Below are 17145 nucleotides of genomic sequence, written 5' to 3' on the forward strand. Positions count from 1 at the left end.
GTGGCCTGTGATGCCCCCTTGACGCGGCCCATATCTGACATGAGCCTGGCGTCTGTTCGCCGCTGTGGCGAATCACTGCAAGGGGGGCTCATGAGACGAAGAGCGAGATCGATCCTCGCCGCGGGCGCGCTCCTGCTGGGCGGAGGCGCGGGACTGACGCCGTTCGCCCAGGCGGCCGAGAACGAGGGTTCCGAGGCGGAGGAAGTCAAGGTCTTCCGCGCCGAGGTGACGAAGCAGCAGATACCCCTGCTGCTCGCAGCCGGGCAGGACGGCCACGAACTCAGCGAGCAGGCGCCGGAGAAGGGCACCGCCTCGGTCGAGGTCTACCTCACCGACAAGCAGGCGGACGCCCTGGAGAAGCAGGGCGTCGAGCTCGAGGAGCACAAGCTCACCAACAAGGCGGAGGCGCGTGTGGCCGCCGCCGGCGACGGGGTGTACCGCCCGTACAGCGGCGCGGGCAACATCAAGGAGGAGATCCTCCGGACCGGCCAGGAGAACCCGTCCCTGACCAAGGTGGTCTCCCTCGGCAAGTCCCTCCAGGGGCAGGACATCCTCGCGGTCAAGCTCACCAAGAACGCGAAGAAGACCAAGGACGGCGCCAAGCCGTCGGTGCTGTACCTGTCCAACCAGCACGCGCGTGAGTGGATCACGCCGGAGATGACCCGGCGGCTGATGCACCACTACCTGGACAACTACAAGACCGACAAGCGGATCAAGAAGATCGTCGACACCACCGAGCTGTGGTTCGTGATCTCCGCCAACCCGGACGGCTACGACTTCACCCACCGGGACGCCGCCAACCGCCAGTGGCGCAAGAACGTGCGGGACATCAACGGCGACAACGCCATCACGGTCGGCGACGGCGTCGACCTCAACCGCAACTTCGCCTACAAGTGGGGCTACGACAACGAGGGTTCGTCCCCGTTCCCCACCAGCGAGACCTACCGCGGCGGCGGCCCCAACTCGGAGCCCGAGACGAAGGCCCTCGACGCCTTCGAAAAGCGCATCGGGTTCGAGTACGGCATCAACTACCACTCGGCCGCCGAACTCATCCTCTACGGCGTCGGCTGGCAGGTGGCCAGCCCCACCCCGGACGACGTGCTCTACGAGGCGCTGGCCGGCACACCGGAGAACCCCGCGATCCCCGGCTACCACCCCCAGCTCTCCTCCGAGCTGTACACGACCAACGGTGAGGCGGATGGCCACGCGGCCAACGTCAACGGCACGGCGATGTTCACCCCCGAGATGTCGACCTGCCAGACCGCGTCGAGCATCGACCCGGACGACGCCTGGAAGCCCGAGGACTGCGCCTCCGTCTTCACGTTCCCGGACGACGAGAAGCTGATCAAGCAGGAGTTCGAGAAGAACATCCCGTTCGCGCTCTCCGTCGCCGAGTCCGCTGTCAAGCCCGACCAGCCGAAGTCCTCGGTCGGCCTCGACGCCCCCGACTTCACCCCGGCCGGCTTCACCACGTCGTACTCCCGCGGCGCCGACCAGGAGATCTCCGTCGTCGCCCGCAAGTCCGTGCGCGACAAGGAGCTGAAGTACCGGATCAACGGCCGCGGCCGTACGTACGACCAGACGCTCAAGGCCTGGAAGGGCGGCGAGACGTTCGGCGGTGAGGACAACCTCTGGTTCGACGAGTACCGGGCGAAGGTGCAGGACGGCGAACCGGGCGACAAGGTCGAGGTCTGGTTCACCGGCGAGACGAAGAGTGGCAAGCCCACCACCAGCGAGCGCTTCACCTACACGATCGCCGAGCGGCCCAAGGCCGACACGCTCGTCGTCGCCGAGGAGGGCGCGACCGCGACCCAGGCGCAGGCCTATGTGGACGCGCTGAAGGCCAACGGCAAGAAGGCGCTCGTCTGGGACGTCGCGACCCTGGGCGCACCCGACGCGCTCGGCGTACTGAAACACTTCAAGCAGGTCGTGCACTACACGGGCGCCGTCCGGCCGGGCGTCGCCACCCAGCTCGAACTGCGTGCCTACCTCAATGAGGGCGGCAAGCTGATCGAGGCGGGCGAGAGCGCGGGCGGCGCCGTCGACCTCGGCGGCGGCACCCTGTCGAACGACTTCAGTCAGTACTACCTGGGTGCCTACAGCCGTACCTCCCTGCCGAACGCCACCGCTTTCGCGGGCCTCGCCAAGCTCGACGGCTTCACGGGAACGCTCGGCGACGCGCCCGGCAACCCGCTGAACACCGCCGGATCGTTCGGCATCACCTCCGACGCCCTGCCCGTGGAGACGTTCCCGCAGTTCACGAGCGCCGGCGCGGGCCAGTACCCCGGGACCGTCAACCCGTACGGCCCGTACGAGGGCGCGTCCATGGCGGCAGCCACGCACAGCGACTACGCCTGGAACCGCCTCACCCGCACCATCGACCTCACCTCGGTGAGCGCGGCCGACAAGCCGACGCTGCGTACCCAGCTGCTGTGGAACACCGAGGAGGGTTACGACCACGCGGTTCTCGAGGCGCACACGGCCGGGGCGGACGACTGGACGACGCTGCCGGAGGCCGGCGGCGCCACCTCCACGACCGTGCCCGTCGAGTGCGAGGCCGGGTACTTCATCCAGGGCCACCCGGCCCTGAAGCGGTATCTGACCCTGGGCTCCGGGGGCTGCACGCCCACCGGCACCAGCGGCTCCTGGAACAGCTTCACCGGGGCCTCCGACGGCTGGCAGCAGGTCGAGTTCGACCTGTCCGCGTACGCAGGGAAGACGGTCGAGGTGTCGCTGAGCTACATCACCGACCCCGGCTCCGGCGGTCGCGGCGTCCTCGCCGACAACGCCACCGTCGTGGTCGGCGGCACGCCCGGCGCGGTCGAGGGCTTCGAGACGTCGCTCGGTGCCTGGAGCGTCCCCGGCCCGCCCGCGGGCAGCCCGGCGGTCGTGAAGGACTGGGGCCTGTCGGGTGAACTGTTCAAGACCTACGGAGCGGTCACCACGGACGACACCGTGCTGCTGGGCTTCGGCCTGGAGCAGGTCCCCGTGGCGGCCGACCGCAAGGCACTGCTCGGCAAGGCGCTGGCGGCTCTGAGGAACTGAGCGCCGACTGCGCCGACCGGCTGACGAAGGGCTGGTGAGCGGCCCTCCGGGCGTCTGAAATCAGATGATCGGAGGGCCGCTCAAAAGGTAATCACCTTGCAAAACCCGGGCGGTCCGTACCCCTACTGGCGAGTACGGACCGCACCGGCATGTATAGGGCATCTCGATGTCACCGGACGGGCCCCGGGGAGGTAGGGTCGTAGGCGGTCGGGGACATCCCATACAGCTCGCCGGCACTGAGCCGGCGTACCAACGAGGAGATCGGTTCGTGACGATCCGCGTAGGCATCAACGGCTTTGGCCGCATCGGTCGTAACTACTTCCGCGCGCTGCTGGAGCAGGGTGCAGACATCGAGATCGTGGCTGTCAACGACCTGGGTGACACCGCGACCACCGCACACCTCCTGAAGTACGACACCATCCTGGGCCGCCTCAAGGCCGAGGTGTCGCACACCGCCGACACGATCACCGTGGACGGCCACACCATCAAGGTCCTCTCCGAGCGCAACCCCGCGGACATCCCGTGGGGCGAGCTGGGTGTCGACATCGTCATCGAGTCCACCGGCATCTTCACGAAGAAGGCCGACGCCGCGAAGCACCTCGCCGGTGGCGCCAAGAAGGTCCTCATCTCGGCTCCGGCCAAGGACGAGGACATCACCATCGTGATGGGTGTCAACCAGGACAAGTACGACCCGGCGAACCACCACGTCATCTCCAACGCCTCCTGCACCACCAACTGTGTGGCGCCGATGGCCAAGGTCCTCGACGAGAACTTCGGCATCGTCAAGGGTCTGATGACGACGGTCCACGCCTACACCAACGACCAGCGCATCCTGGACTTCCCGCACTCGGACCTGCGTCGCGCCCGCGCCGCCGCCGAGAACATCATCCCGACCACCACCGGTGCCGCGAAGGCCACCGCCCTGGTCCTGCCGCAGCTCAAGGGCAAGCTCGACGGCATCGCGATGCGCGTCCCGGTCCCGACCGGCTCGGCCACCGACCTGGTCGTGACCCTCCAGCGCGAGGTCACCAAGGACGAGGTCAACGCCGCGTTCAAGAAGGCCTCCGAGGACGGCGACCTCAAGGGCTACCTGGCCTACACCGAGGACCCGATCGTCTCCTCGGACATCGTCAGCGACCCGGCCTCCTGCACCTTCGACTCCTCCCTGACCATGGTCCAGGAGGGGAACTCGGTGAAGATCCTCGGCTGGTACGACAACGAGTGGGGCTACTCCAACCGCCTCGTCGACCTGACGGTCTTCGTCGGCGACCAGCTCTGATCGACAGAGCAGGCACCTCCATGTGACAGCAGGGCTCGGGCGGCGCAGGGACGCGCCGCCCGGGCCCTGACTCACGTACAAAAGCGGCCCTCTTACGATCACGAGCACCACAAGTCCTCTCCGGGAGCCCCCTCAATGAAGACGATCGACGAACTCCTCGCCGATGGAGTCGCCGGCAAGCGGGTCTTCGTCCGCGCCGACCTCAATGTGCCGCTCGACGGCACCACCATCACCGACGACGGCCGCATCCGTGCCGTGCTGCCCACCGTGAAGGCGCTGGCCGAGGCGGGCGCGCGCGTCGTCGTCGCCTCCCACCTGGGCCGCCCCAAGGGCGCCCCGGACCCGGCGTTCTCCCTCGCCCCGGCCGCCGCCCGCCTCGGTGAACTCCTCGGCACCGGCGTGGCGTTCGCGACGGACACGGTCGGCGAGTCCGCCACGGCCACGGTCGCGGGCCTCACCGACGGCCAGGTCGCGGTCGTCGAGAACCTCCGCTTCAACGCCGGCGAGACCGCCAAGGACGACGCCGAGCGCGGCGCCTTCGCGGACCGGCTGGCCGCCCTCGCGGACGTGTACGTGGGCGACGGCTTCGGCGCGGTGCACCGCAAGCACGCCTCGGTCGTCGACCTCCCGGCCCGTCTGCCGCACTACGCCGGCCACCTCATCGCCACCGAGGTCGGCGTCCTGAAGAAGCTCACCGTGGACGTCCAGCGCCCCTACGTGGTCGCGCTCGGCGGCGCCAAGGTCTCCGACAAGCTCGCCGTCATCGACCAGCTGCTCGGCAAGGCCGACCGCATCCTCATCGGCGGCGGCATGGCGTACACCTTCCTCAAGGCCAAGGGCTACGAGATCGGCGGCTCCCTGCTCCAGGAGGACCAGCTCGCGGCGGTCACCGAGTACGTGGAGCGCGCGGAGAAGACCGGTGTCGAGCTGGTCCTGCCCGTCGACGCCGTGGTCGCGCCCGCGTTCCCGGACCTGAAGAGCAAGGCCCCGGCCTCCCCGACCTCGGTCGCCGCCGACGCCATGCCGGCCGACGAGATGGGTCTCGACATCGGCCCGGAGTCCCGCAAGCTGTACGCCTCGAAGATCGCCGACGCCGCCACCGTCTTCTGGAACGGCCCCATGGGCGTCTTCGAGCACCCCGATTTCGCCGAGGGCACCAAGGCGGTCGCCCAGGCACTTCTCGACTCGGGGGCCTTCACGGTCGTCGGCGGCGGCGACTCCGCCGCGGCCGTGCGGATCCTGGGCTTCGACGAGAACGCATTCGGCCATATCTCGACCGGTGGCGGCGCCTCCCTCGAATACCTCGAGGGCAAGACGCTCCCCGGCCTCGCCGCACTGGAGGACTGACCCTCAATGACCACCCGTACGCCGCTCATGGCGGGCAACTGGAAGATGAACCTCAACCACCTCGAGGCCATCGCCCACGTCCAGAAGCTCGCCTTCGCCCTCGCCGACAAGGACTACGAGGCCTGTGAGGTCGCGGTCCTGCCGCCCTTCACCGACCTGCGCTCCGTCCAGACCCTGGTCGACGGCGACAAGCTCAAGATCAAGTACGGCGCCCAGGACCTCTCGGCGCACGACGGCGGTGCCTACACCGGCGAGATCTCCGGCCCGATGCTGGCCAAGCTCAAGTGCACGTTCGTGGCGATCGGCCACTCCGAGCGCCGCCAGTACCACAACGAGACCGACGAGCTCGTCAACGCCAAGGTCAAGGCCGCCTACAAGCACGGTCTCACCCCGATCCTGTGCGTCGGTGAGGAGCTGGAGGTCCGCGAGGCGGGCAACCACGTCGCCCACACCCTCGCCCAGGTCGAGGGCGGCCTCAAGGACGTCCCCGCCGAGCACGCCGAGACCGTCGTCATCGCCTACGAGCCCGTCTGGGCCATCGGCACCGGCAAGGTCTGCGGAGCCGAGGACGCCCAGGAGGTCTGCGCGGCCATCCGCGGCAAGCTCGCCGAACTGTACTCCCAGGAGACCGCCGACCAGATCCGCATCCAGTACGGCGGTTCCGTCAAGGCCGGCAACGTCGCCGAGATCATGGCCCAGGCCGACATCGACGGCGCCCTCGTGGGCGGCGCCTCCCTGGACGCCGACGAGTTCGTCAAGATCGTGCGCTTCCGCGACCAGTGAGTAGGCCGTAGCAGCCAGACGTCGTACTCTTGGCGGGGACCGGCCGTGGCGGCCGGTCCCCGTCGTCCATCAGAATCCGAGGAAGTTGGTCCAGCCGTGGTTATGGGGTTCTCGATCGCCCTGATCGTCTTCAGCCTGCTGATGATGCTGCTGGTGCTGATGCACAAGGGCAAGGGCGGCGGCCTCTCCGACATGTTCGGTGGCGGCATGCAGTCCTCCGTCGGCGGCTCCTCGGTCGCCGAGCGCAACCTCGACCGCATCACCGTCGTGGTCGGTCTGCTGTGGTTCGCGTGCATTGTCGTACTCGGCATCCTCATGAAGGTCAACAACTGACCGTCAGCCACGACGCCGGCGAAACAACGCGTCACGGACGCACCAATCCGCACGTAAAGCCCCATGCTGGGTACGCGACTTCGAGCGCGGCCTATCATGGGGCTTGCGTCTGGGGGCAGGAGGTAACTCCCATCACTGGACGCGCGTTGGGCCTTACGTAGACTGAGGCGCTCGCAGCGAAGCGAAACGCCGACTCGCTTCGCCGCACCATCACGCAGGGAGTTACGACCGTGGCAAGTGGCAACGCGATCCGAGGAAGCCGGGTCGGGGCGGGGCCGATGGGCGAAGCCGAGCGCGGCGAGTCCGCACCCCGGCTGCGCATCTCCTTCTGGTGCTCCAACGGACACGAGACCCAGCCGAGCTTCGCCAGCGACGCACAGGTCCCCGACACCTGGGACTGCCCGCGCTGCGGCTTCCCGGCCGGACAGGACCGGGACAACCCACCGGACCCACCGCGCACCGAGCCCTACAAGACCCACCTCGCCTATGTGCGGGAGCGGCGCAGCGACGCGGACGGCGAGGCGATCCTTGCCGAGGCGCTCGCCAAACTGCGGGGCGAGATCTAGGAGTTGAAACCGGCCGGGCACCTGGGGGTGCCTGGCCGGAGGTTTTCGGGTACATGTAGCGCCCCCAAAGGGGCGCGGGGAACTGCGCGACCAGCCACGACGGTCCGCAGCGAACCGACCACCGCAGTTCCGGTTTCTCATGTTCCGGCCAAGCCCGATCGTCTGTGGGGCCACCTGCGATGTGTCCATCGAATCGCTTGGGGCACGTGGCATCGGTCGAGTCGGCGGCAGCCGCACGCGGGGCCGTCGCCGACCGGGTGGATCAGCGGCGGGCCAGGTGGATCGTGGATGTGGTGCGCGGTCTGCTGGTGGCGTGCTTCGCGGTGGCCGTAGCGCTCGGCCACGCCTCCCTCGCCCTGCTGACAGCGCTCGCCTTCGCGCTGACCACACTCCAGACGCTCTTCGACAACGCGGCCACGGCCCTGCTGCCCGCCCTGGTCGCCGGCGGAGATCGCCGCCGGGCTGCGGACGCTGTGGCGGGACAAGCCTCTGCGCGGGCAACGCCGGGTTCGCGGCGGCCATGGCCGGGTACACGGTCGGCAGCCTCGCCGGGGGAGCGCCTTCCGGACCCTCGGGGTGGCCGGGGCACCCCTGGGCGCCCTGCTGGGCGGGGCCGTCGCCACGACCTGGGGGCTGAACACCCCCGCGCTGCTCGCCGCCGCCTTCTTCGTCCTGTCCGTCGCCGCGCTGATACCGGCGCTCAAGTCGGACGTATCTGTTGTTGAGCCGGACGACGACGCGACGACAGCTCGTGTTCCGTCGTGATCAATTAGGTTGGGACCGGCAGCGGGGCAAGCTACGCAGGCAGGACCAGGTAGGAAAGAAGGCTGAAGTCCGAGATGAACGCAGAAAGCCGTACCAGGCTCAACCAGACGCCGGAGTGGACCGCGCTGGCCGCGCACCGGGAGCAGCTGGGGGATGTGCAGCTGCGTGAGCTGTTCGCGGCCGAACCGGGGCGCGGCGCCGGGTACACGCTGGAGGTCGGCGATCTGCACGTCGACTACTCCAAGCATCTGGTCACCGACGAGACGCTGCGGCTGCTGCGCGAGCTGGCCGCCGCGACCGACGTGTTCGGGCTGCGGGACGCCATGTTCCGCGGCGAGAAGATCAACACCACCGAGGACCGTGCCGTCCTGCACACCGCGCTGCGCGCCCCGCGTGACGCGGTGATCGAGGTGGACGGCGAGAACGTGGTGCCGGGTGTGCACGCCGTTCTCGACAAGATGAGCGGTTTCGCCGAGCGGATCCGCTCCGGAGCGTGGACCGGCCACACCGGCCGGCGCATCAAGAACATCGTGAACATCGGCATCGGCGGCTCCGACCTGGGTCCGGCGATGGCGTACGAGGTGCTGCGCTCCTACACCGACCGCGATCTGACCGTCCGTTTCGTGTCGAACGTGGACGGGGCCGACCTCCACGAGGCGGTCCGGGACCTGGACGCGGCGGAGACGCTCTTCATCATCGCCTCGAAGACGTTCACCACGATCGAGACGATCACCAACGCGACCTCCGCGCGCGACTGGCTGCTCACCGAGCTGAAGGCGGGGCAGGAGGCGGTCGCCAAGCACTTCGTGGCGCTGTCGACGAACGCCGAGAAGGTGTCGGACTTCGGTATCGACACGGCCAACATGTTCGAGTTCTGGGACTGGGTCGGCGGCCGGTACTCGTACGACTCGGCGATCGGGCTGTCGCTGATGCTCGCGATCGGTCCGGACCGCTTCCGGGAGATGCTCGACGGGTTCCGGATCGTCGACGAGCACTTCCGTACGGCGCCCGCCGAGTCCAATGTGCCGCTGCTCCTTGGCCTGTTGGGCATCTGGTACGGCAACTTCCATGACGCGCAGTCGCACGCGGTGCTGCCGTACAGCCACTATCTGTCCAAGTTCACGGCCTACTTGCAGCAGCTGGACATGGAGTCCAACGGCAAGTACGTGGGCCGGGACGGCCTGCCGGTGGAGTGGCAGACCGGGCCGGTGGTGTGGGGCACGCCGGGCACGAACGGGCAGCACGCGTACTACCAGTTGATCCACCAGGGCACGAAGCTGATCCCGGCGGACTTCATCGGCTTCGCCGAGCCGGTCGCCGATCTGCTGCCCGGACTGGTCCCCCAGCACGATCTGCTGATGGCCAACTTCTTCGCCCAGACCCAGGCGCTGGCCTTCGGCAAGACGCCGGACGAGGTGCGGGCCGAGGGGGTGCCGGAGGAGCTGGTGCCGCACAAGACGTTCAAGGGGAACCACCCGACGACGACGATCCTGGCGAAGGAGCTGACCCCGTCGGTGCTGGGGCAGCTGATCGCCCTCTACGAGCACAAGGTGTTCGTCCAGGGTGCCGTCTGGAACATCGACTCCTTCGACCAGTGGGGCGTCGAACTGGGCAAGGTCCTCGCCAAGCGGGTCGAGCCGGCGCTGACGGAGGGGGCCGAGGTGCCGGGGCTCGACGAGTCCACGAAGGCACTGGTCGCCAAGTACCGGGCGCTGCGCGGGCGGCAGTAGCCGTACGGGGGCGGGGAGGCGGGCAGCCGCGCGACGTCCGCCCCCCCACCCCGGGTCTCGGTGGCCGGAAAGCCCGGTGCCCGCGGGTCTCCGTGTTCGTGACACCCAGGGTCTCGCCGGACCTCAATGCCCCAGCCCGGCGCCCCCGTCGACGGGGATCACGGCGCCGCGTACATAACCGGCGGTGGCCAGGAAGGCCACCGCGTCGGCGACCTCCTCGGGGGTGCCGAGGCGCCCGGCGGGGGTGCTCCGCAGCAGTTCACGGCGCTGGTCCGGGGTGAGGGCGCGGCTCATGTCGGTCGCGGTGAGACCGGGCGCGACGACGTTGCAGGTGATGTCGCGGGGGCCGAGTTCCTGGGTCAGCGAGCGGGCGAAGCCGATCAGGCCCGCCTTCGCCGCCGCGTAGTTGGTCTGGCCGGGGGCACCGCGCAGGGCGGCCGTGGAGGAGATCAGGACGATACGGCCGTGGCCCGCGCGGAGCATGCCGCGCACCGCGCGCTGGGCGACACGGAAGGCCCCGGTGAGGTTGGTGTCGAGGACGGAGGTGAAGTCCGCCTCGGTCATCCGCACCAGCAGCCGGTCGTGGGCCGCGCCCGCGCCCGCGACCAGGACCGTGACCGGGCCATGGGCCGCCTCGGCTTCCTTGAAGGCCTGGTCGACCTGGCCACTGTCCGTCACATCGCACCGTACGGCGAGGAATCCTTCGGACGCGGGGGGCTCCTCACCTCGGTAGGTGACCGCGACCCGGTCCCCGGCGGTCGCGAAACGGCGGGCTATGGCCAGTCCGATGCCCCTGTTTCCGCCGGTGACGAAGACCGAGCGAGCTGTCGGCTGTGTCATCGTGCGTTCCCTTTCCGTGCCATGTCCAACGACCGTGTGTGCTCCGGACTTCCGGGTGCCGCACGGGTGCGCAGGCCCACGACGGCCACGGCGCAGCCGAGGAGGGCGAGGGCGGCGACGGCGAGCGTGGCGGCGTACATCGCGTCGAGAAAGGCGCGGTCGGCCGTGGTCGCCAGTTCGGGCAGGTTCAGGGAATCGGCGAGGGAGCGGGCGGCTTCGGCGGAGGTGCGGGCCTGTTGCTCGGCGGCCGGTGACAGGCCCTGCGTGGTGCCGGGGAGTTCGGCGTCGGCCATCCGGTCGCGGTAGACGCCGGAGAGGATCGAGCCGGCCATCGCCACGCCGAGGGTGCCGCCGACCTGCCGGGTGACGCTGTTGACGGCGGAACCGGCGCCCGCGAGCTGCGGCGGCACCCCGCGCATCATCACGGCCGTGACCGGAGTGCCGACCAGGCCCATGCCGAAGCCCTGGATCCACAGCAGCACGGCGACGACCCAGAGGGGGGTCCGCCCGTCGAGCCCGGCGTAGGCGACGTAGGTGGCGGCGGTGGCCAGCACGCCGGACGCCACCGTCCAGCGGGCGGACAGCCGACGGCTCAGCGCCGGGGAGGCCTGGCTGCCGAGGACGATGCCGACCGCCGCGGCGATCATGACGGTCCCGGCGTCGGCGGGGGAGAGGCCGCGGGGGCCCTGGAGATAGAAGGCGGCGTAGAACAGGTGACCGGCCAGCGCCATGAAGGCGATCAGCAGCACCAGGCTGCCGGCCGTGAAGCCCGGCTGCCGGAAGAGCCGCAGATCCAGGCTGGGCGTCGGGGACCTGCGCTGACCGGCGACGAAGAGGGCCAGCAGGACACCGCCCAGCAGCAGGGGCAGGAGTACGTGGGGGCCGTACCAGGTCCGGCCGTTGCCGAGTTCGATGATGCCGTAGACGACGCCGCCCAGGCCGAGCACCGACAGGGCGAGGCCCGGCAGGTCGAGCACCCGGCGGCGGGAGCCGCCCAGGTCGGGGACGACGGCCACGACCGCCAGCAGACACAGGGCGACGATCGGCACATTGACCAGGAACACCGAGCCCCACCAGAAGTGGCTGAGCAGCGCCCCGCCCACGACCGGGCCGATGGCCACGCCGAGTCCGCTCGACGAACTCCAGATCGCGATCGCCCGGGTGCGTTTCTCCTCCGGGGTGCTCTGCACGATGACCGTCAGCGTGGCGGGCATCAGCAGACCGCTGCCCGCGCCCATGAAGGCCCGCGCCACGATCAGCCATGCCGGACTGTCCACGAACGCGCCCGCGCCGGAGGCCACGCCGATCAGCGCGAGCCCGGCGAGGAGCGTGTTCCGGGGCCCGAAACGGTCGGCCAGCGCGCCGCCCGCGAAGAGGGTGCCGGCGACGACCAGGGTGTAGGCGCTCGCCACCCACTCCAGTTCGCCGGGGGTCGCGCCCAGTCCGTCCACCGGGTCGGCGAGGGTGGTGACGGCGACATTGAGGATCGAGGTGTCCAGCCAGATCAGCATCTGCGCACAGACCACGACCACGAGGACGGGCCAGGAGCGGGTGGGTGCGGTGGCCGGTTCGTCGGTCGTCCGGCTCACGGTGCTCACAGGATGCCTCCGCTGTTCTCTTCGTGGCTGCGCGCGACGTCATGTCTCCACAGGGCCCGGTCGACCAGTGCCTCGGCCGCGCCCGTGTACCGGGTCGGGTCCAGCAGCTCCGCGAGCCGGGCGGGGGCGAACCGGGCGGACACCTCGGGGTCGGCGGCCAGTACGTCACGGAGCGGGCGGCCGGTGTCGGCGGCCTCGGCCGAGGCGGAGGTCAGGAGTTTCTTCGCGCGGGCCTTGCCGAGCACCGGGGCCAGGGCCACGGTCAGGCGTTCGGTGACGAGGGCACCGCCGGTCAGTTCGAGGTTGGCCCGCATACGGTCCGGGTGGACGATCAGGCCCTCCGCGAGTTCGACGGCGGTGTGCGCGGCGCCGCCCGCCAGCCGCAACGCCTCCCGCAGCGGCTGCCACTCGGCGTGCCAGGCCCCGGCGGGCCGCTCGTCCTCGGCGAGCAGACACTGGGCCAGGACGAGGGCATGCGCGGGGACCTGCCGGGCCGCCGACACGATCAGTGTGGCCAGCGCGGGGTTCCGCTTCTGCGGCATGGCCGAGGAGGCACCCCGCCCGACGGCCGCCGGCTCCGACAGCTCACCGATCTCCGTACGGGACAGCGTCTGCACGTCCAGCGCGAACTTTCCGAGCGCTCCGGTCACGAGCTGGAGCACGGCGCCGAGTTCGGCGACGGGGGTGCGGACGGTGTGCCAGGGGAGCGTGGGTTCGGCGAGGCCGAGGGCTTCGGAGAAGGGGGCGAGCAACTCCACCCCGCCCTCGTCGAGGCTTCCGCTGCCGCCACCGGCCCGGTTCAGCGCCTCTTCAGGGGCGCGGGGCTCTGACACATGAGGCTCCGCCGCGCGGGCGCGATCAGCCCCCACCGGGCCGTAGCTGCCCACCCCCTGGCCCTCACGGTCCACCATCGCGTACTCCCGGTACGCGGCCAACGTGCCTGCCGCTCCCCCCAGTTGGGCCGGAAGCGCATACGCGACCGCCCTTACTCGGGTCTGTGCGTCGGCGATCAGCCGCAGCCACCCCGCGGCCTTCAGACCGAAGGTCGTGGGGACGGCGTGCTGGGCCAGCGTGCGGCCCGCCATGACGGTGCGGCGGTGGGTGTCGGCCAGCGCGGCGAAGGCCGCACCGACGCGTGACAGATCCGCCGCGATCAGGTCGAGCACCCGGCGGGCGATGCGCATGGCCGCCGAGTCGAGGATGTCCTGGCTGGTGGACCCCCGGTGCACATACTCCGCGGCGGCCGGGTCCTGCACGGCGACGGCCTCGGTGAAGGCGGTCACCAGCGCGACCACCGGATTGGCGGCGGCCCGGGCCGCGTGGGCCAGCGCCACCAGGTCGAACCGTTCCGCACGCGCCGCCGAGGCGATCGCCTCCACCGCGGCGGCCGGCGTCAGTCCGACCGCGTGCTGGGCGCGGGCCAGCGCCACCTCGGCGTCCAGCATGGCCTGCAGCCAGGCCTCGTCGGTCACCTCGGCCGCCACGGGCGTGCCGGCCCACGTGGGGGCGAGCAGGCCCGCGTCGGTGCCCACGGACATCGCGTTCACTGGGTTCCTCCGAGGATGCCTCGGCCTTCAGGCCAGGGAGGAATCGGGCTACCGCGGAGCAGAGCAGGAAACGGGGTTTCGCCTCCAGGGCGAAACCCCGTCCACCTGACCGGGTAAGCTGCAGGCCGTGCGTTGCGAGAACCAAGCGCGTACACCGTGCTGATCGAGAGCCAAGACAGCACATGCACCTCCAAGCTTTGCCGTGTCAGACCGGGCTGGTTTCAACCCGGCTGGTGTTGATCGTGGAAGACCTGTCGGGTCGCTGCCCCGCAGGCAGCGTGAGCCAGGAATCCCTCTGCTTCAGCTGGGGGAGGATTCAAGTTCCTCGACTCCCTGTGCCTGCTGTCTGAGGTGCTGCCGACGTGGCGGCGGCCTTTGGGGCCTCGGCCCCCGGCTCCTCCGCTCCCGCCAGCCCGAGCACCGCCCGCGCGATCGCGTCCGAGTCCTCCAGCGTCACCGAGCCGACGCCGGGTCTGATGCCGACCGCCGTCACCCAGCGCGCGCCTTCCGTCGGGACGCCGAAGGCGAACCGGCGTGGGTGGGTCCGGCCCGCCGCGTCCACGAGCCGGGGCGGGCCGGCGGTCACCGCGAGCCCGCCCGGCTCATAACCGTCCAACCGGTACGGTGCGCACGCGCCGGCCGCGAGCAGCCCCCGCAACAGCGGGTCGGCGCCGCGCCGCAGATCGACGGCGGGCAGCCGTGCCTCGACCAGGGCCCCGACCCGGACCGGGGGCTCGTCCACCAGCTCCGCGTCCACGAGGAAACCGCCCTCGTCGGTGCCCTCGCCGACGGCACCGCCGTGGTCGCGGCCCGGCGCCCAGGCGCGTACGCGCATCCCCGGGCCGATCACCCGCAGCACGTCCGCCTCGATCAGCGCGATCAGCTGCTCGATACGGAAGACGGGCGGGCCGATCGAGGTGAAGGCGTTCAACGGGGTGTACCAGCCGTCGAGTTCCGTGCGGTACGACTCGCCGGCGACACCGCCGTGGTCGACGACGAGCCGGATCTCGTTGCGCAGGTCCCGCAGCGCGTCCAGCGCGGCCTTCAGCGGACCGTTCACATTGCCGAGCCGGGCCTCGGCGACATCGCGCCGCAGATACTCCAGCAGCCAGTGCCGGAAGTCGGCGCGGTCGGTGAACGTCCGCTGGCCGTAAGGGCGTTCGATCCGCGCCCAGTCCCATCGCTCGCCCGGCGGGACGGCGTAGCGGTCGAGCAGGGCCGCCTCCTCACCGCTCCCACCCGCCAGACACGACCGTACGAACTCCTCGGCGGCCCCCGGGCCCTGGGCGGCGCGGATCCACGCCTCGTGGTAGACGGTCCGCACCTCGCGGTCGACGATCGGCCAGAGGTCCTGGCGGAACCCGATGGGGTGCCCGGTGGCCACGCGGCGCCGCAGTCCGGTGATGACGTCCGGGGTCAGGAAGCGGGGCTCGTGGCGGCCGAGCGCGCCCTTCTCGTTCTCGCCCCGGGCGTGGTACGGGATGCCGCGCCGCGAACCGGCGTACAGCACCGGCTCGTTGCCGCTCGGGAGGTAGACCAGGCCGGACTGGGCCTCCTTGAAGGTGCCGCCGCGGCCTTCGGTGAGGAGGGCCAGGCAGTCGAAGAAGTTCAGGCCAAGGCCGCGCAGGGCGACCGGGGTGCCCGGCGCGATTCCGCTCAGGTCGGCGTCGGCCGGGTTGGCGGGGGCCACATAGGTGAGGCCGTGGCGGTCGGCGAAGGAGCGCAGCGCGCGTTCCTCCGGGGACGGGGTCAGGGCGCCGTGGCCGAGGGCCAGCACCACGGCGTCCATCCCGGCCAGCCGGTCACCGCTCTCCAGGACCACCGCCTGCGGCCCGCCCGGGGCGTGGCCCTGCCGCCCGGCCCCGTCGAGCCGTCCGTCCGGAGCGCCCTCGTGCCGGCCGGCCGCGATGTCGTCGGTCAGGGCGATCGCGGTCGTGGGATGGGTGTGGACCGTCACGTGCGGCGGGGCCGTGTGTAAGAGGTGCCGGAAGACCCACTCCAGGTAGTGGCCGTGGAACGCGCGGGTCGGATAGGTGTCGGGGCCGAGCAGCCGCGCCTCGTCCAGGGCCCGTGCCGGCAGGTCGTGGCCGAGGGCTCCGTCGCGGATCGCGCACGCCCACTCGTACAGGCTGGGCCCCGGCACCGACGGCCCCGCGCAGGCCACGCTGTCGTCGGTGAACAGGGTCACCTGGGAGGCGACCGTGTTCATCAGCAGTTCGCCCGGCTGGTCGGTGCGCCAGACCGCGCCCGCGCCGGGCGGGTACGGATCGACCAGGTGGACCTCGACCGGCCGCACGATCCCGTCGGCGTTGGCGCAGATCCGCTCCAGCACCGACAGGCCGCGCGGACCGGCGCCGATCACACAGACGGCGAGGGCGGCATCAGGGCCGGTCATTCCTGGCCCAGCCCGTCGCGCCAGCTCGGTCTCGTCGGCTTCCAGCCCAGTGCCGTACGGGCCCGGTCGTTGGCCGCCCCGTGCGCGGACGTGAGCTGATGGGCCATGAACCAGCCGAGGAGCCGGGGCGCGAGGGCCGCCGGAACCGTACGCGGGGACGGGCCGGTGAGCATCCGGGCGAGGTGCGGCAGCCACTGCGCGGCCGGGGCCGGGTCGTCGTCCGTCACATGGAACACGCCGGTGGCATCGGACTCGACGGCCGCCACGGCCGCCCCCACGGCGTCCTCGACGTGCAGGAACGACATGATCCCGGATCCGCCGCCGGGCAGGGGGAGCCGTCCGGCCAGTACGGACTGGGCGGTACCGCCGGTACGGGCGTACGCGGTGCGGGGGCCGTACAGGGTGCCGTAGCGCAGCACCACGCCCTCCAGGCCGCTGCTCGTCACCTGCCGTTCCAGCTCGGCGACGGCCCGTACGGTCGAGGCCCAGCCGAGGTCGGGGGCGTCCACGTACAGGGGCGCGTCCTCGTCGACGACCGGGGCGCCGGCCGGGGCGGCGGCGAAGGCGATGGACTGGGCGACCAGCCGGCGCGCGCCGGCCGCGCGGGCCGCCTCGATCAGATGGGCGGTGCCCTCGGTGCGCAGCCGCGCGGTGAGGGCGAAGGCACCCGGCGGATCGTCGCGCAGCAGCCGCAGCGCCGACATCTGGTGGACGACCACCTCGGGCCGGGCGGCCGACACCGCCGACAGCACGGCCTCGCGGTCGAGGGCGTCGGCGACCACGACCTCGTCCGCCTCGGGGGCCCGGCCCCGGGACCTCTGCCGTACCAGTGCGCTGACCTGGTGGCCCCGCGCCCGCAGCGCGCCCACCAGCGGATGTCCGACCACTCCGGTGGCCCCGGCGACGAGTACCCGCAT

General features: G+C 71.0%; 13 protein-coding genes. 8 read left to right on the top strand and 5 right to left on the bottom strand.

The features are described from left to right. Positions 1–90 precede the first annotated feature (90 nt). The 8 genes from JIX56_RS35415 to pgi all read left to right on the top strand — a co-directional run bounded on the left by JIX56_RS35415 (position 91) and on the right by pgi (position 9848). Complete coding sequence (locus JIX56_RS35415; protein WP_257546661.1) at positions 91–3045, top strand: M14 family metallopeptidase; 2955 nt, start codon at positions 91–93, stop codon at positions 3043–3045. A gap of 268 nt (positions 3046–3313) precedes the next feature. Then, positions 3314–4324 (top strand): type I glyceraldehyde-3-phosphate dehydrogenase, encoded by a 1011-nt coding sequence (gap, locus tag JIX56_RS35420; protein ID WP_257546662.1) that lies wholly within the window; start codon positions 3314–3316, stop codon positions 4322–4324. Between the two features lie 135 nt (positions 4325–4459). Continuing rightward, complete coding sequence (locus tag JIX56_RS35425) at positions 4460–5671, top strand: phosphoglycerate kinase (RefSeq protein WP_257546663.1); 1212 nt, start codon at positions 4460–4462, stop codon at positions 5669–5671. A gap of 6 nt (positions 5672–5677) precedes the next feature. Further along, the gene (gene tpiA, locus JIX56_RS35430) at positions 5678–6454 is read left to right on the top strand and encodes a triose-phosphate isomerase (protein WP_257546665.1); all 777 of its coding nucleotides are present in this window, start codon (positions 5678–5680) and stop codon (positions 6452–6454) included. A gap of 102 nt (positions 6455–6556) precedes the next feature. After that, complete coding sequence (secG, locus tag JIX56_RS35435; protein ID WP_029181151.1) at positions 6557–6787, top strand: preprotein translocase subunit SecG; 231 nt, start codon at positions 6557–6559, stop codon at positions 6785–6787. A gap of 230 nt (positions 6788–7017) precedes the next feature. Beyond that, entirely contained in the window at positions 7018–7353 is a 336-nt protein-coding gene (locus JIX56_RS35440) for an RNA polymerase-binding protein RbpA (RefSeq protein WP_003957010.1), read from the top strand. A gap of 576 nt (positions 7354–7929) precedes the next feature. Next, positions 7930–8118 carry a hypothetical protein gene (locus tag JIX56_RS48155; protein ID WP_443031931.1) on the top strand — a complete coding sequence of 63 codons (189 nt, stop codon included), beginning with the start codon at positions 7930–7932 and terminating at the stop codon, positions 8116–8118. 74 nt (positions 8119–8192) lie between these two features. Then, positions 8193–9848 (top strand): glucose-6-phosphate isomerase, encoded by a 1656-nt coding sequence (gene pgi / locus JIX56_RS35450; RefSeq protein WP_257546667.1) that lies wholly within the window; start codon positions 8193–8195, stop codon positions 9846–9848. Between the two features lie 123 nt (positions 9849–9971). On the opposite strand, the gene fabG is transcribed toward pgi, so the two are convergent. The 5 genes from fabG to JIX56_RS35475 all read right to left on the bottom strand — a co-directional run bounded on the left by fabG (position 9972) and on the right by JIX56_RS35475 (position 17145). After that, positions 9972–10688, bottom strand: a complete 717-nt coding sequence (gene fabG / locus JIX56_RS35455) for a 3-oxoacyl-ACP reductase FabG (RefSeq protein WP_257546669.1) — start codon at positions 10686–10688, stop codon at positions 9972–9974. Then, positions 10685–12286 carry an MFS transporter gene (locus JIX56_RS35460; RefSeq protein WP_257546671.1) on the bottom strand — a complete coding sequence of 534 codons (1602 nt, stop codon included), beginning with the start codon at positions 12284–12286 and terminating at the stop codon, positions 10685–10687. The genes fabG and JIX56_RS35460 overlap by 4 nt, the downstream gene beginning before the upstream one ends. After that, entirely contained in the window at positions 12283–13824 is a 1542-nt protein-coding gene (locus JIX56_RS35465) for a class-II fumarase/aspartase family protein (protein ID WP_257551303.1), read from the bottom strand. The genes JIX56_RS35460 and JIX56_RS35465 overlap by 4 nt, the downstream gene beginning before the upstream one ends. Positions 13825–14149: 325 nt before the next feature. Then, positions 14150–16228 (bottom strand): FAD/NAD(P)-binding protein, encoded by a 2079-nt coding sequence (locus JIX56_RS35470; protein ID WP_257546673.1) that lies wholly within the window; start codon positions 16226–16228, stop codon positions 14150–14152. Next, positions 16225–17145, bottom strand: coding sequence for an NAD-dependent epimerase/dehydratase family protein (locus JIX56_RS35475; protein WP_257546674.1), 921 nt, complete (start codon positions 17143–17145; stop codon positions 16225–16227). The genes JIX56_RS35470 and JIX56_RS35475 overlap by 4 nt, the downstream gene beginning before the upstream one ends.

Origin of the sequence: Streptomyces sp. CA-210063, assembly GCF_024612015.1 — a bacterium.
Lineage (GTDB): Bacteria > Actinomycetota > Actinomycetes > Streptomycetales > Streptomycetaceae > Streptomyces.